This is a genomic window from Pseudomonas sp., from assembly GCF_049300855.1.
Lineage (GTDB): Bacteria > Pseudomonadota > Gammaproteobacteria > Pseudomonadales > Pseudomonadaceae > Aquipseudomonas.
Map to the genome: position 1 here is coordinate 500,818 of NZ_JBAQKH010000016.1, position 18,754 is coordinate 519,571.

Genomic DNA, 18,754 nt, shown 5'->3' on the forward strand with positions numbered 1-18,754 from the left:
TACGTCCAGACTGAATCGGCGCCCATGCCTTCAGGTCCATGGAAGTCAACTGAACGTGACACCCCGGAGAGTCTTCAATGAGCAGTGTTGTTGCCATCGTCAAAAGCATTGTCGGTCAGGTATTCGTGGTGTCCCCAGAGGGCGTGCGCCGCGTACTCGTTGAAGGCGATCGCCTGTTTGTCGGCGACCAGATCGATACCGGTCTGTCTGGCGCCGTGTCGCTTGAATTGGCCGATGGCCGCACCCTGGACCTGGGCCGCGAAACCCAGTGGAGCGCCACCGCGCCCGACTCCAGCACTGACCTGGCCGAAGCCACCGCGCAGGCTGCGCCGTCGGTAGCAGAATTGCAGCAAGCCATCGCCGCCGGTGTCGACCCGACCACCGCCCTCGATGCCACCGCTGCCGGCCCGAGCGCCGCCGGCACTGGCGGTGCCGCCGGGGGTGGTCACAGTTTCGTGATGCTCGACGCCACCGCTGGCCGCGTTGACCCGACTATTGGCTTCCCGACCGCAGGCATCAACGCCGGCGGTCAAGCCGCGCAAAACATCACCGGCGGCCAGACCACCGACACCACCACCAACGCCCTGCGTGAATCGACCCTGAGCCTCAGCGCCACGCCGACCATCACTGAAGCCGGCGGCGTGCTGGTGTACACCGCGACCCTGACCCAGGCGCCATTGACCGACCTGACCATCACCCTGTCCAACGGTTCGGTGATTGTGATTCCAGCAGGTTCCACCACCGGCACCGTCAATGTGCCGCTGGCCCCGAACGACACTGTTTATAACGACCCGACCCAGATCGACGTGACCGTCACCGGCACCACCGGCGGCAACGGCATCACCGTGACGCCGCCGACCACCCCGGCCACGACGCAGGTCACCGACACCATCGACACCACCACCGTCACCCTGACGGCGGGGCCGAGTGTCACCGAAGGCGGGCAGATCACTTACACCGCGACCCTGACCAACCCGGCGCAAACCCCGGTAACCGTCACCCTGTCGAACGGCTCGACCATCACCATCGGTGCCGGCCAGACCACCGGCACCGTCAACGTGCCGACCCCGGCCAACGACGTCTATAACAATGGCAGCACCGTCACCACGACGATTACCGGTGCCAGCGGCGGCAACTTCGAAAACCTGGTGCCAAACCCGACGCCAGCGGTGACCACCATCACCGATTCGATCGACACCACCAACCTGACCCTGACCGCCACCGGCACAGTGGTCGAAGGTGGCCAGATCACCTACACCGCGACCCTGACCAACCCGGCGCAAACCCCGGTGACCGTCACCCTGTCGAACGGTTCGACCATCACCATTGAAGCCGGCCAGACCACCGGCACCGTCAATGTGCCGACGGCGGCCAATGACGTCTACAACAATGGCGGCACCGTCAGCACCACCATTACCGGCGCCACCGGTGGCAACTTCGAAAGCCTGGTGCCGAACACCACGCCAGCGACCACCACGGTGACCGATTCGATCGACACCACCAGCGTGAGCCTTACCGCCACCGGCACCGTCGTCGAAGGTGGCCAGATCACTTACACCGCGACGCTGACCAACGCAGCGCAAACCCCGGTGACGATCACCCTGTCGAACGGCTCGACGATCACCATCGAAGCCGGCAAGACCACGGGCTCGGTCAACGTGCCGACGGCGGCCAACGACGTCTACAACAACGGCAGCACCGTCAGCACGACCATCACCGGTACTAGCGGTGGCAATTTCGAAAACCTGGTGCCGAACACCACGCCAGCGACCACCACCATCACCGACTCGATCGACGATACCAACCTGTCGCTGACAGCAACCGGCACCGTGGCTGAAGGGGGGTCGATTGTTTACACCGCGACCCTGACCAATCCGGCCGGTACACCGGTGACCGTGACCCTGAGCAACGGCTCGGTACTCACCATCGAGGCGGGCAAGACCAGCGGTACCGTGACCGTTCCGGCGCCAGCCGATGACGTCTATAAAGACGCCGGCAAAGTTGAAGTGACGATCAAAGACGCTTCCGGCGGCAACTTCGAGAACCTGGTGCCGAGCACCGCTCCAGCCGTCACCGAAGTGACTGACACCATCGACACCTCGACCGTGAAGCTGACGGCTGACACTTCGGTTGCTGAAGGCGGCACCGTTACTTACACCGCCACCGTGGGCGCGCCGGTCACTGGCTCGCCAGTCGTGGTAAGCCTGGCCAACGGTCAGAGCATCACCATCGAAGTCGGCAAAACCACCGGTACCGTGACCACCACCGCGCCGAACGATGCGTTGACCGGCAATGCGCCGTTGACCAACTCGATCACCGGTGTTTCGGGCGGCAATTACGAAGACCTCGTTGCCGACAAGACCCCGGTTTCGACCAGCGTTACCGATGTTGCCGACACCACCAACCTGTCGCTGAGCGCCACCGGTTCCGTGGCTGAAGGTGGTTCGATTGTTTACACCGCGACCCTGACCAACGCCGCCGGTTCGCCTGTCACCGTAACCCTTTCGAACGGTTCGGTGATCACCATCGAAGCCGGCAAAACCACCGGCACCGTGACCGTCGCCGCACCTGCCGATGACGTCTACAAAGACGCTGGCAAAGTCGAAGTGACCATCAAGGACGCCACGGGCGGTAACTTCGAGAATCTGGTGCCGAGCACCGCTCCAGCCGTCACCGACGTGACCGACACCGTCGACACCACCACGGTCAAACTGACCGCCACCGAGTCGGCGGCTGAAGGTGGCACCGTCACTTACACCGCCACCGTTGGCGCGCCCGTGACCGGTTCACCAGTTGTGGTGAGCCTGGCCAACGGTCAGAACATCACTATCGAAGTGGGTAAAACCACCGGCACCATCACCACCACGGCACCGAATGATGCGCTGACCGGTCACGCACCGATCACCAACGCGATCACCGGCGTGAGCGGCGGCAATTACGAAGATCTCGTCGCCGACAAAACCCCGGTCAGCACCACCGTCACCGACACCACTGACACCACCGACCTGACGCTCAGCGCGACCGGCACCGTGGCTGAAGGTGGCCAGATCACCTACACCGCGACCCTGACCAACGCCGCAGGTTCGCCAGTCACCGTGACCCTGTCGAACGGCTCGGTGATCACCATTGAAGCCGGTAAAACCACCGGCACCGTGACCGTCGCAGCCCCAGCCGATGACGTCTACAAAGACGCCGGCAAAGTCGAAGTGACTATCAAGGATGCGACCGGCGGCAACTTTGAGAACCTGGTGCCGAGCACCGTTCCAGCCGTCACCGACGTCACTGACACCATCGACACCTCGACGGTGAAACTGACCGCCACCGAAACGGCCGCTGAAGGTGGCACCGTCACCTACACCGCTACCGTGGGTGCGCCGGTTACCGGTTCGCCTGTCGTGGTGACTTTGGCCAATGGCCAGAACATCACCATTGAAGTAGGCAAGACCACCGGCACCGTGACCACCACCGCACCCAACGACGCGTTGAACGGCCACGCACCGCTGACCAATTCGATCACCGGCGTAACGGGCGGCAACTACGAAAACCTCGTCGCCGACAAGACCCCAGTCAGCACCACCGTGACTGACGTCACCGACACCACCAACCTGACGCTGAGCGCGACCGGCACAGTGGCGGAAGGCGGCTCCATCGTTTACACCGCAACCCTGACCAATCCGGCCGGCACCCCGGTCACCGTGACCCTGAGCAACGGCTCGGTAATCACTATCGACGCTGGTAAAACCACCGGCACCGTGACCGTCGCTGCGCCTGCCGATGACGTCTATAAAGATGCCGGCAAAGTCGAAGTGACCATCAAGGACGCCACCGGCGGCAACTTCGAGAATCTGGTGCCAAGCACCACGCCAGCCGTGACCGACGTCACTGACACCATCGACACCTCGACGGTGAAACTGACTGCCACCGAAACCGCTGCTGAAGGCGGCACCGTCACCTACACCGCGACTGTCGGCGCGCCAGTCACCGGTTCGCCAGTGATCGTGACTTTGGCCAACGGCCAGAACATCACCATCGAAGTCGGCAAGACCACCGGCACCGTGACTACCACTGCACCGAACGACGTGCTGGCCGGCCATGCACCGCTGACCAATTCGATCACCAACGTCAGCGGCGGCAACTACGAAAACCTGGTCGCTGACAAAACGCCGGTCAGCACCACCGTGACCGACACCGTCGACACCACCACCGTTTCGCTGACCGCCACCGGCAACGTCAATGAAGGCGGGCAGATCGTTTACACCGCGACACTGACCAACCCGGCCGGCACCCCGGTGACCGTGACCCTGAGCAACGGTTCGACCATCACCATCGACGCCGGCAAGACCACCGGCACCGTGACCGTTCCAGCACCTGCCGATGATGTCTACAAAGACGCCGGCAAAGTCGAAGTGACCATCAAGGGCACCGACGGCGGCAATTTCGAAAACCTGGTGGCCAACCCAACGCCAGCGGTGACCAACGTTGCCGACACGATCAACACCACGCACCTGACCCTCAGCGCAGAAAGCTACGTGCTCGAAGGCACCTCGATCACCTACACCGCGACCCTGACCAACGCCGCGCAAACGCCGGTGACCGTCAACCTGAGCAACGGCCAGACCATCACCATCGAAGCTGGCAAAACCAGCGGTTCGGTGACCATCGCTGCGCCGAGCGATGACGTTTACAAAGACGTCAGCAAGCTCACCGTGACCATGACCGATGCCACTGGCGGCAACTTCGAGAAACTCGACGTCAGCAAGACTCCGGTCAGCACCACCGTCAATGACACCATCGACAAAACCACGCTGACCCTCAGCGCCAGCGACACCGTCAGCGAAGGTGGCCAGATCACCTACACCGCGACCCTGAGCAGTCCGGCCGGCACTGCCATGACCGTGACCCTGGCCAACGGCGCAGTGATCAACATCGCCGCCGGCGCCACCAGCGGCTCGGTGAATTTCGCCGCGCCTGCCAATACTCCGTACATCGACGGCGGCAAGGTTCAGACGGCGATTGCCAGCCACAGCGGCGGCAACTTCGAACAGGTCGATGCCAACCGTTCGGCGGTCGTGACCACCGTCACCGACACGGTCGACACCACCAATATCAGCCTGAGCGCCACCGCTTCGGTTGCCGAGGGCGGTTCGATCGTCTACACCGCGAGCCTGACCAACCCGGCAGGCACGGCGATGACCGTGACCTTGAGCAACGGCGCGGTGATCAACATCGCCAAAGGCGCGACCACTGGCACCGCGACCGTCGCAGCGCCTGCCGATGACGTCTACAAGGACGCCGGCAAAGTCGACGCCAGCATCACCAAGACCACGGGCGGTAACTTCGAGAACCTGGTGGTCGACAAGACCCCGGCGGTCACCGACGTGACCGACACTATCGACAACAGCACTGTTTCGCTGACGGCCACCGCCAGCACCACTGAAGGCGGCGTGGTGGTTTACACCGCTTCCGTGACCGCGCCAGTGACCGGTTCGCCAGTTGTGGTGACCCTGTCCAACGGCCAGACCATCACCATTCCGGTCGGCGCCAGCAGTGGCAGCGTCAACTTCACCGCACCGAACGATGCACTGGCCGGCGGCAACACGCTGAGCGTGAAAATCGACGGCACCAGCGGCGGCAACTACGAAAACCTCGTGGCCGACAAGACGCCGGCCGTGACCTCGGTGACCGACACCGTCGACACCACCAACCTGTCGCTGAGCGCGACCGGCACCGTGGCTGAGGGTGGTTCGATCGTTTACACCGCGACCCTGACCAACCCGGCCGGCACGCCAGTCACCGTAACGTTGAGCAACGGTTCGGTGATCACCATCGAAGCGGGCAAGACCACCGGCTCCGTGACCGTTGCGGCCCCGGCCGATGACGTCTACAAAGACGCCGGCAAAGTCGAAGTCACGATCAAGGATGCGACTGGCGGCAACTTCGAAAACCTGGTGCCAAGCACCACGCCAGCCGTTACCGATGTGACGGACACCATCGATACTTCGACCGTGAAACTGACCGCCGACACCACTGTGGCTGAAGGTGGCACTGTCACTTACACGGCGACTGTCGGCGCGCCGGTCACCGGTTCGCCAGTTGTGGTGACCCTGGCCAATGGGCAGAGCATCACTATCGAAGTCGGCAAAACCACCGGCACCGTGACGTTCACTGCACCCAACGATGCGCTGACCGGTCAGGCGTCGCTGGGCAATTCGATTACGGGTGTCAGCGGCGGCAACTACGAGAACCTCGTGGCCGACAAGACTCCGGTGTCGACCACAGTTACTGACACCGTCGACACCACCGATCTGTCCCTCAGCGCCACCCCTTCGGTCGCCGAGGGCGGTTCGATCATCTACACCGCGACGCTGACCAATCCGGCCGGCAGTCCGGTGACTGTGACCCTGAGCAACGGCTCGGTGATCACCATCGAAGCCGGCAAAACCACGGGGTCCGTGACCGTCGCAGCGCCTGCCGATGACGTCTATAAAGACGCTGGCAAAGTCGAAGTGACGATCAAGGACACTACCGGCGGCAACTTCGAGAACCTGGTGCCAAGCACCGTTCCGGCTGTGACCGAAGTCACCGATACCATCGACACCTCGACCGTCAAACTGACCGCCACCGAGTCCGCGGCTGAAGGTGGCACCGTCACCTACACCGCCACTGTCGGTGCACCTGTGACCGGTTCGCCAGTTGTCGTGACCCTGGCCAACGGTCAGAACATCACCATCGAAGTCGGTAAAACTACCGGCACTGTGACCACCACCGCACCGAACGATGCACTGAACGGCCACACGCCGCTGACCAACGCAATCACTGACGTGAGCGGCGGTAATTACGAGAATCTGGTGGCCGACAAAACGCCGGTCAGCACCACTGTGACCGACACCGTCGATACAACCGATCTGACACTGACTGCGACCGGGACAGTGGCCGAGGGCGGTTCGATCGTTTACACCGCGACGCTGACCAACCCGGCTGGCACCCCGGTCACCGTGACCCTGTCGAACGGTTCAGTGATCACCATCGAAGCGGGCAAGACCACTGGCACCGTGACTGTTGCTGCGCCAGCCGATGACGTCTACAAGGACGCCGGCAAGGTCGAAGTCACGATCAAAGATGCGACTGGCGGCAACTTCGAGAATCTGGTGCCAAGCACCACGCCTGCGGTCACCGACGTTACCGACACCCTCGACACCTCGACAGTCAAACTGACCGCCACCGAGTCCGCGGCTGAAGGTGGCACCGTCACCTACACCGCCACCGTCGGCGCGCCTGTCACCGGTTCACCTGTCGTCGTGACATTGGCCAATGGTCAGAACATCACCATCGAAGTGGGTAAAACCACCGGCACCGTCACCACCACCGCGCCGAACGATGCGCTGACCGGTCATGCGCCGCTGACCAACTCGATCACTGGCGTTTCCGGCGGCAACTACGAAAACCTCGTGGCCGACAAAACCCCGGTCAGCACCACCGTGACCGACACCACGGACACCACCAATCTGTCGCTGACCGCGACGGGCACTGTGGACGAAGGCGGCCAGATCACCTACACCGCCACCTTGACCAACGCGGCTGGCTCGCCAGTGACCGTGACCCTGTCGAACGGTGCCGTGATCACCATCGACGCCGGCAAAACCACCGGCACCGTCACCGTCGACGCTCCGAAAGACGACGTCTACAAAGACGCAGGCACCGTTGAAGCGACCATCAAAGGCGCGACCGGTGGCGACTTCGAAAATCTCGTCACCAGCACAGCCCCGGCCGTCACCACCGTCAATGACACCATCGACACCTCCACCGTGTCGCTGACCGCCACGCCGAACGTCGCCGAAGGCGAAACCGTGGTCTACACCGCGACCGTGACTGCGCCGGTGACTGGCTCGCCAGTGGTCGTGACCCTGTCCAACGGTCAGACCATCACCATCGCTGTCGGTGAAACCACCGGCTCGGTGAACTTCGTCGCACCGAACAGCCCTCTGGCCGGCGGCAGCTCGCTGAGCGTGACCATCGACGGCGCCACCGGCGGCAACTACGAAAAACTGGCGGTCGACGGCAAGCCCGCCGACACCGCGGTTTCGGACACCACCGACACCACCAACCTGAACCTGACCGCGACCGACTCGGTGGCAGAAGGCGGTTCGATCGTTTACACCGCGACCCTGACCAACCCGTCCGGCACCCCGGTGACCGTGACCCTGAGCAACGGTTCGGTGATCACCATCGAGGCCGGTAAAACCACCGGCACCGTGACGGTTGCGGCGCCTGCCGATGACGTCTACAAAGACGCCGGCAAAGTCGAAGTGACGATCAAGGATGCAACCGGCGGCAACTTCGAGAATCTGGTGCCGAGCACCGTGCCGGCCGTGACCAACGTCACCGACACCATCGACACCACCACCGTCAAACTCACCGCGACCGAGTCGGCGACTGAGGGTGGCAGCGTGACTTACACCGCAACTGTCGGCGCGCCAGTGACCGGTTCGCCTGTGGTCGTGACCCTGGCTAACGGTCAGACCATCACCATTGGTGTTGGCCAGACCACCGGCACCGCGACCACCATCGCGCCGAACGATGCATTGACCGGCCACGCGCCGATCACCAATGCGATCACCGAGGTAAGCGGCGGCAACTTCGAAAATCTGGTGGCGGACAAGACGCCGGTTTCGACCAATGTCACCGACACCGTCGACACCACTGAACTGTCGCTGACTGCAACCGGCACCGTGGCGGAAGGTGGTTCGATCATCTACACCGCGACGCTGACCAACGCGGCTGGCTCGCCAGTCACCGTGACGCTGTCTAATGGCGCGGTAATCACCATCGAAGCCGGTAAAACCACTGGCACTGTGACCGTTCCAGCTCCGGCCGATGACGTCTACAAAGACGCGGGCAAAGTCGAAGCGACGATCTCCACCGCTACCGGTGGCAACTTCGAGAACCTGGTGCCGAGCACGGTTCCAGCCGTCACCGAAGTGACTGACACCATCGACACCTCGACCGTCAAACTGACGGCTGATACGTCGGTCGCTGAAGGCAGCACCGTCACTTACACCGCCACTGTCGGCGCTCCAGTGACCGGCTCGCCTGTTGTCGTCACCCTGTCAAACGGCCAGACCATCACCATCGGCGTTGGCCAAACCACCGGGACCGCAACCACCATCGCCCCGAACGATGCATTGACCGGTCACGCGCCGATCACCAATGCAATCACCGAGGTAAGCGGTGGCAATTACGAGAATCTGGTGGCCGACAAGACACCGGTTTCGACCAGCGTCACTGACACCGTCGACACCACCAGCCTGTCGCTGAGCGCGACCGGCTCTGTGGCCGAAGGCGGTTCGATTGTTTATACCGCCACCCTGACCAACGCCGCTGGTTCGCCAGTCACCGTGACCCTGTCGAACGGCGCGGTGATTACCATCGAAGCCGGCAAAACCACTGGCACCGTGTCTGTTCCAGCGCCAGCGGATGACGTCTATAAAGACGCCGGCACCGTGCAGGCGACGATCAGCACCGCCACCGGTGGCAACTTCGAAAACCTGGTGCCGAGCACTGTACCGGCCGTGACCCAAGTCACCGACACCATCGATACCTCGACGGTCAAACTGACCGCCGATACCTCCGTGGCTGAAGGTGGCACCGTCACCTACATCGCCACTGTCGGCGCGCCAGTCACCGGTTCGCCGGTCGTGGTGACCTTGGCCAACGGTCAGAACATCACCATCGAAGTCGGCAAAACCACCGGCAGCGTGACCTTCACCGCACCGAACGATGCGCTGACCGGCCACGCGCCTGTGACCAACTCGATCACCAACGTCACTGGCGGCAACTACGAAAACCTCGTGGCCGACAAAACGCCGGTTTCGACTACCGTCACTGACACCATCGACACCACCAACCTGTCGCTGTCCGCGACCGGCACCGTGGCCGAAGGTGGCCAGATCACTTACACCGCGACATTGACCAACGCCGCTGGCTCGCCAGTGACCGTCACCCTGTCGAACGGCGCCGTGATCACCATCGAGGCCGGCAAAACCACCGGCACCGTCACCGTCGCAGCGCCGGCGGATGACGTTTACAAAGATGCAGGCAAAGTCGAAGCGACCATTTCGACCGCGACCGGCGGCAACTTCGAGAACCTGGTTCCGAGCACCGTACCGGCAGTGACCAGCGTCACCGATACCATCGACACCACCACGGTGAAACTGACAGCCACCGAGTCTGCGGCTGAAGGCGGCAATGTCGTTTACACCGCAACCGTCGGCGCACCAGTGACGGGTTCGCCAGTCGTGGTAACCCTGTCGAACGGTCAAACCATCACCATCGGTGTAGGCCAAACCACCGGCACCGCAACCACCACTGCGCCAAACGATGCATTGACCGGCCATGCGCCGCTGACCAACTCGATCACCAACGTCAGCGGCGGCAACTACGAAAACCTCGTGGCCGACAAAACCCCGGTCAGCACCACCGTGACCGACACCATCGACACCACCAACCTGACGCTGTCCGCGACCGGCACCGTGGCCGAAGGTGGCCAGATCACTTACACCGCGACTTTGACCAACGCCGCTGGCTCGCCAGTGACCGTCACCCTGTCGAACGGCGCCGTGATCACCATCGAGGCCGGCAAAACCACCGGCACCGTCACCGTCGCAGCGCCAGCGGATGACGTATACAAAGATGCAGGCAAAGTCGAAGCAACCATTTCGACCGCGACCGGTGGCAACTTCGAGAATCTGGTACCGAGCACCGTGCCAGCCGTGACCAATGTCACCGACACCATCGACACCACCACCGTCAAACTGACAGCGACAGAGTCGACAGCTGAGGGGGGCAACGTCACCTACACCGCGACTGTCGGCGCACCAGTCACCGGCTCGCCGGTTGTCGTAACCCTGGCCAACGGTCAGACGATCACCATCGGCGTCGGCCAGACTACCGGTATCGCGACCACCACGGCGCCAAACGACGCATTGACTGGCCATGCTCCACTGACCAACGCGATCACTGACGTAACAGGTGGCAACTTCGAAAACCTGGTGGCCGACAAGTCCCCGGTATCGACCAATGTTACCGACACCGTCGACACGACCAATCTGTCACTCAGCGCTACCAATTCGGTTGCTGAAGGTGGTTCGATCGTTTACACCGCAACCCTGACCAACGCCGCTGGTTCGCCGGTCACCGTGACGCTGAGCAACGGCGCCGTGATCACCATCGACGCCGGCAAAACCACTGGCACCGTAACTGTTCCAGCACCGGCTGATGACGTCTACAAAGACGCCGGCACCGTGCAGGCGACGATCAGCACCGCCACCGGTGGCAACTTCGAAAACCTGGTACCGAGCACGACGCCGGCTGTGACCAGCGTCACTGACACCATCGACACCACCACCGTGAAGTTGACCGCCACTGAGTCGGCGGCCGAAGGCGGCAACGTTGTCTACACCGCTACCGTAGGCGCACCGGTTACCGGCTCGCCAGTTGTCGTGACTTTGGCCAATGGTCAAACCATCACCATCGGTGTAGGCCAGACCACGGGCACCGCAACCACCGCAGCGCCAAACGATGCATTGACTGGTCATGCGCCACTGACCAACGCGATCACCAACGTCAGCGGCGGTAACTACGAAAACCTCGTGGCCGACAAGACGCCAGTCAGCACCAACGTGACCGACACTGTCGACACCACCAACCTGTCGTTGAGCGCGACCGGTTCTGTGGCTGAAGGTGGCTCGATCGTCTACACCGCGACCCTGACCAACGCCGCTGGCTCGCCAGTCACCGTGACTCTGTCGAACGGCGCAGTGATCACCATCGATGCCGGCAAAACCACCGGCACCGTGACTGTTCCCGCCCCGGCTGACGACGTCTACAAAGACGCCGGCACCGTGCAGGCGACCATCAGCACCGCCACCGGTGGCAACTTCGAAAACCTGGTGCCAAGCACGACGCCGGCCATCACCAGCGTCACCGACACCATCGACACCACCACCGTGAAGTTGACGGCAACCGCGACTGCGGCAGAGGGCGGCAACGTCGTCTACACCGCAACCGTCGGTGCTCCTGTGACCGGCTCGCCTGTCGTGGTAACCCTGTCGAACGGTCAAACCATCACCATCGGCGTCGGCCAGACTACCGGCACCGCGACCACCACTGCGCCTAACGACGCATTGACTGGCCACGCGCCGCTGACCAACTCGATCACCAACGTCACTGGCGGCAACTACGAAAACCTCGTGGCCGACAAGACGCCGGTCAGCACCAATGTGACCGACACTGTCGACACCACCAACCTGTCGCTGAGCGCTACCGGTTCTGTGGCTGAAGGTGGCTCGATCGTCTATACCGCGACCCTGACCAACGCCGCTGGTTCGCCAGTCACCGTGACGCTGTCGAACGGTGCCGTGATCACTATCGAGGCCGGTAAAACCACTGGCACCGTGTCTGTTCCAGCGCCAGCCGATGACGTCTACAAAGACGCCGGCACCGTGCAAGCAACGATCAGCACCGCCACCGGTGGCAATTTCGAAAATCTCGTGCCGAGCACCGTTCCAGCCGTCACCAGTGTCACCGACACCATCGACACCACCACCGTGAAGTTGACCGCCACTGAGTCGGCGGCTGAAGGCGGCAACGTTGTCTACACCGCTACCGTAGGCGCTCCGGTTACCGGCTCGCCAGTTGTCGTGACGCTGGCCAATGGTCAAATCATCACCATCGGTGTAGGCCAGACCACGGGCACCGCAACCACTGCAGCGCCAAACGATGCATTGACCGGCCACGCACCGCTGACCAATGCGATCACCAACGTCACGGGCGGCAACTACGAAAATCTCGTCGCCGACAAAACCCCGGTCAGCACCAACGTGACCGACACCGTCGACACCACCAACCTGTCGTTGAGCGCGACCGGTTCTGTGGCTGAAGGCGGCTCGATCGTCTACACCGCGACCCTGACCAACGCCGCTGGCTCGCCAGTCACCGTGACCCTGTCGAACGGCGCCGTGATCACCATCGATGCTGGTAAAACCACCGGCACCGTGACCGTTCCAGCACCAGCCGACGACGTCTATAAAGACGCTGGCACTGTGCAGGCCACGATCAGCACCGCCACCGGTGGCAACTTCGAAAACCTGGTGCCGAGCACGACGCCGGCTATCACCAGCGTCACCGATACCATCGACACCACCACCGTGAAGTTGACGGCAACGGCCACCGCGGCAGAGGGCGGCAACGTCGTCTACACCGCAACCGTCGGTGCTCCTGTGACCGGCTCGCCTGTCGTGGTAACCCTGTCGAACGGTCAGACCATCACCATCGGTGTTGGCCAGACCACCGGCACCGCGACCACCACTGCGCCTAACGATGCATTGACCGGTCACGCGCCGCTGACCAACTCGATCACCAACGTGACGGGCGGCAACTACGAAAATCTGGTGGCCGACAAAACGCCGGTTTCGACGACCGTCACCGACACCATCGACACCACTAACTTGTCGCTGAGCGCGACCGGCACCGTGGCCGAAGGTGGACAGATCACCTACACCGCGAACCTGACCAACGCCGCAGGCTCGCCTGTGACCGTAACCCTGTCGAACGGCGCAGTGATCACCATCGACGCCGGAAAAACCAGCGGCACCGTGACCGTTCCAGCGCCAGCCGATGACGTTTACAAAGACGCTGGCAACGTCCAGGCAACGATCAAAACCGCCACCGGTGGCAGCTTTGAAAACCTCGTCACCAGCACCGCGCCAGCCGTGACCAGCGTCACCGACACCATCGACACCACCACGGTGAAACTGACCGCGACCGGTACCGCGGCTGAAGGCGGCAACGTCATCTACACCGCCACTGTCGGTGCAGCTGTGACCGGCGCGCCGGTCGTGGTGACCCTGGCCAACGGTCAGACCATCACCATCGACATCGGCAAAACCAGCGGCACTGTGACCACCACCGCACCGAACGATGCGTTGACCGGCCATGCACCGCTGAGCAACTCGATTACCAACGTGACCGGTGGCAACTACGAAAATCTCGTCGCCGACAAAACCCCGGTCAGCACCACCGTGACCGATACCGTCGACACCACCAACCTGACGCTGTCCGCGACCGGCACCGTGGCCGAAGGTGGCCAGATCACTTACACCGCGACATTGACCAACGCCGCTGGCTCGCCAGTGACCGTAACCCTGAGCAACGGCTCGGTCATCACCATCGACGCTGGCAAAACCACCGGCACCGTGACCGTTGCGGCACCGGCCGACGACGTCTACAAAGACGCCGGCACCGTGCAAGCCACCATCAGCAATGCAACGGGCGGCAGCTTCGAGAATCTGGTGACCAACACCACGCCAGCCGTGACCAGCGTCACCGACACCATCGACACCACCACCGTCAGCATCACTGGCAGCAGCTCGGTGACCGAAGGCCAGACCGCCAGCTACACGGTCAGCCTGAACCACCCGGCGCAAACCGAAGTGACCCTGAAAATCGTCTACAGCGGCACCGCTGCCGACGGTTCGGACTTCACCGGTGTGTACACCGTGAAGATCCCGGCAGGGGCGAGCAGTGCGCAGTTCAACGTCGCCACCATCGATGACAAGATCACCGAAGGCACCGAGAACTTCGTGGTCAAGATCGATTCGGCCACCGGCGGCAACTTCGAGAACCTCGCGGTCAGCAGCACCAATGGCAGCGTCAGCACCTCGATCATCGACAACGACGCACCGCCGGTCATCGACCTGGATGCCAACAACTCCAGCGGTGCCACCGGTGCCGACTACAAGGTGACCTTCACCGAAAACACCCCGGGCGCGGGTGTGTCGATTGCCGACACCGATATCAAGATCACCGACCCGGACAGCACCATGCTCACCGGCGCCACCGTTGTGTTGACCAACCGTCAGGACGGCGATGCGCTGAATCTGGGCAACAGCGTCAACGGCATCACGATCAATGCCAACAGCACCAACGGCACCGTGACCCTGACCTTGTCGGGCAACGCGACGCTGGCCGATTACATGCAGGCGATCAAGAACATCAGCTTCACCAACAACAGCGAAGACCCGAGCACCGTGCCGCGCATCATCACCGTGACGGTGACCGATGGCGGCAACTACTCCAACACCGCGACCACCACGGTCAATGTGGTGGCGATCAACGATGCCCCGGTTGCTGCACCGGTCAACGTCACCGGCACTGAAGACACTCCGCTGATCCTCGGCTGGTCGACCTTCGGCGTGACCGACGTCGACAGCCCGGCCAGCAGCCTCGGGGTGAAAATCACCCAGCTGCCGGGCGAAGGCAAACTGCAGTACCTGGACGGCTCGACCTGGAAAGACGTTGCCAACAACCAGACCTTCAGCAAAGCCGATATCGACGCGGGCAAGCTGCGCTTCCTGCCGGACACCAACGAATCGGGTGTGAACGGTTACGGCGGCACCGGCCTGGGCAACAACCAGGCGGACTACGCACAGATCAAGTTCCAGCCAACCGACGGCCAACTGCTGGGCAACACCGGCACCGTGAAGATCGACATCACGCCAGTGGCGGATGCGCCGACCGTGAGCGTCGCCGACAACAGCGTGAAGTCCACCGGGCTGGTCAAAGAAGTCTGGACCGGTCTGTCGGGCCTTGGCACCGACGGCAGCGGGGCGAATTCGACCACCCTGAAAAACGTCATCGACGGCGCGGGCACACCGAACACCAGCACTAACGTGAACAACGTCCAGTCGGACGGCAGCGTGACCGCCGGCACAGCATCGAAGACTTCCGGCCTGATCTATCTGGAAGCCGGCAAGACCTACACCTTCAGTGGTGTTGGCGATGACAGCCTGCTGGTGACCATTGGCGGCAAGAGCGTGGCGTCGACCACGTGGGGCGCGGGCGGCAACCTCAACGGTTCGTTCACCCCGACCACCAGCGGCTACTACACCCTGGACATCTACCACCACAACCAGAGCGGCCCGGGCAGCTATGACGTCAACCTGTCGGTCAACGGCAGCACGCCGATCGACCTGAGCAGCACTGGCGTGCCGATCTACACCGGCGTGCAGGATCTGATCAATTCGGGCGTGACCGTTTCCGATCTGCACGGCAGCGGCGGCGAAGGCTATTACGACGGCTACAAACTCAACACCGGCGCCGAAGGCACCACGGTGAAACTGTCGGCCATCACCACTGCCCTGACCGACACCGACGGTTCGGAAACCCTCAGCGTGAAGATCAGCGGTGCACCGGTCGGCTCGGTGCTCAGCGATGGCGCGGGTCACACCTTCACCGTCACCGCCAGCAGCGGCGATGCCAACGTCACCGGCTGGAACCTCGGCAGCCTGACCGTGACCCCGCCGCCGTACTACAACGGCCAGTTCAACCTGACCGTGACTTCGACCTCCACCGAAATGGTCGGCGGTTCGGCCAGCAGCACCGCGACCATTCCGGTCACCGTGGTGCCGGCGGTCTACAACGCCATTGTCGCCACCTCGGCCGATGACACCGTCACCGGTACCGATGGCAACGACATCATCGTCGCCGACATCGGTGGCCTGACCGTGGTGCCGGGCACCAACTACAACATCGCGTTCATGGTCGACAGCTCCGGCAGTATGAGCAGCTCGTCGATCAACGCGGCCAAGGACTCGCTGACGTCGGTGTTCAACACCCTCAAACAGAGTCTGGGCGGCAGCAACTCGGGCACGGTGAACATCTTCCTGGTGGACTTCGATACCCAGGTCAACAAATCGGTGTCGGTGAACCTCAACGATCCGAACGCGCTGACGCAGCTCAAAGCGGTGCTGGACTCGATGAGTTCCGGCGGCGGCACCAACTACGAGGACGTGTTCAAAACCACGGCCAACTGGTTCCAGAGCGCCGACGCTGTGGCCAACACCGGGGCGAAGAACCTCACGTACTTCATCACCGACGGCCAGCCGACCTACTACCAGAGCGGCGAGCAGACCAACCCGACGCTGTACGGCAGCGTGAAGTTCGACAGCGTGGTGACCACCAGCAACTACAAGCTGGGCGACACCTTCAGCACCTATATCGACAACACGCATTACCTGAGCATCAACGCCAGCGGAATTGCCCAGTTGCAGACCTACACGGCACGTTACGGCTGGAGCACCACCAATCTGGGCACCGTTCACGCGCAGGGCGACGGCACTTACGAGCTGTCGAGCCTGGCGGGCAGCGGCAGCAGCACCACCTCGACCACCACCGACAACTCGACCAGCAGTTTCGCGTTGCTCAGTGGCCTGTCGAACGTCGAGGCCATCGGCCTGAACAGCGGCGTCAGCCTCAACGATCTGAAGCCTTACGATTCGGATAAAACGCCGCAAACCAACATCGATCCGAAGGATCTGGCCAACTCGATCATCGGCCACACCGAGGCAACGCTGCCGGGCAACGACACCGTCAGCGGTGGCGACGGCAACGACATCCTGTTCGGCGATCTGGTCAGCTTCAACGGCATTGCCGGTGAGGGTTATCAGGCGATGCAGGCGTTCGTCGCGCAGCAAACCGGCGTCGACGTCAGCAAAGTCACCACCAGCAACGTGCACCAGTACATCACCGAGCACTATCAGGCGTTCGATGTCTCCGGCGCGCATGACGGTAATGACACGCTGTTGGGCGGCGGCGGCAATGACATCCTGTTCGGCTCGGGCGGCAATGACCTGCTCGACGGCGGCAAAGGCAATGACATCCTGCTCGGCGGCACCGGCAATGACACGCTGATCGGCGGTCAGGGCAACGACATCCTCATCGGTGGTTCGGGTGCCGACACCTTCGTCTGGAAGGCGGGCGACACCGGCAACGACGTGATCAAGGACTTCAAGGCCGCCGACGGTGACCGTATCGATCTGCGCGATCTGTTGCAGGGCGAGACCGGCAGCACCATCGACAACTTCCTGAAGATCACCACGGTCGACGGCACGTCGTCGCTGCAAGTCAGCTCGGCGGGCAAGTTCAACTCCGGCGATACTGCTGCGGCAACCCCGGATGTGACGATCAAACTGGAAGGCAACAACTGGTCGAGTGCCAACATTCACAACCTGATTGCCGGCAGCGACCCGACTATCAAAGTCGACCACAACAACAGCTGATACATGAACAAGAACGGCCGCCCTTCTGGGGCGGCCGTCACGTTTGCGCCTACCGCGACGGTGACGATTGCGTCGCCGCACCGCATACTCGCGCGCGGTTGGCTATGCTGCTGACAGCAAGACGCTGGTTCATTTCCGAGGGATGCTCAATGTTTTACGTGCAACGCGATGCGCAAGGCCAGTTGATTCGCGTGGAAGCCGCGGCCTACGCCGAGGCCACGGAAACGCTGCCGGCCGACCACCACGAAATTCAGGCGTGGTACGCCAATGAAGCGGTGGAAAACAGCCTCAAACAGCTCAAGCAGAGCGACTTTGAGATGATTCGGGTACTCGACGACCTGATTCAAGTGCTGACCCAGAAAGGCGTGATCCGCGTCACCGACCTGCCACCGGCGGCCCAGGCCAAACTGATGGACCGGACCCAGGCGCGTGAGGCGTTGGGCGGCTTGAGTCAGTTGATCGATGAGGATGAGGGCGGGTTGATCTGATCCGCCCAGAATCAAAAGCCTGCCCTCACCACAACCCTCTCCCCGAGGGAGAGGGAGCTGACCGAGGTGTCTGGCGCTATACATCGACCTGAGAAAACGAGTCGATTACGGATTCAGCGCAAATCGTTCACGTCGGCGTATTGCGTCAAT

The 18,754-nt window shown here is 62.5% G+C and carries 2 protein-coding genes; both read left to right on the forward strand.

Features of this window, described 5'->3' with window-relative positions; genetic code table 11:
- Window positions 1-77: 77 nt before the first annotated feature.
- Window positions 78-18,116: a LapA family giant adhesin gene (locus WA225_RS07340; protein WP_422607422.1), complete on the forward strand. Its 18,039-nt coding sequence runs from the start codon at window positions 78-80 to the stop codon at window positions 18,114-18,116.
- Between the two features lie 149 nt (window positions 18,117-18,265).
- Window positions 18,266-18,604 carry a hypothetical protein gene (locus WA225_RS07345; RefSeq protein WP_038369138.1) on the forward strand — a complete coding sequence of 113 codons (339 nt, stop codon included), beginning with the start codon at window positions 18,266-18,268 and terminating at the stop codon, window positions 18,602-18,604.
- The last annotated feature ends 150 nt before the right edge of the window (window positions 18,605-18,754 follow it).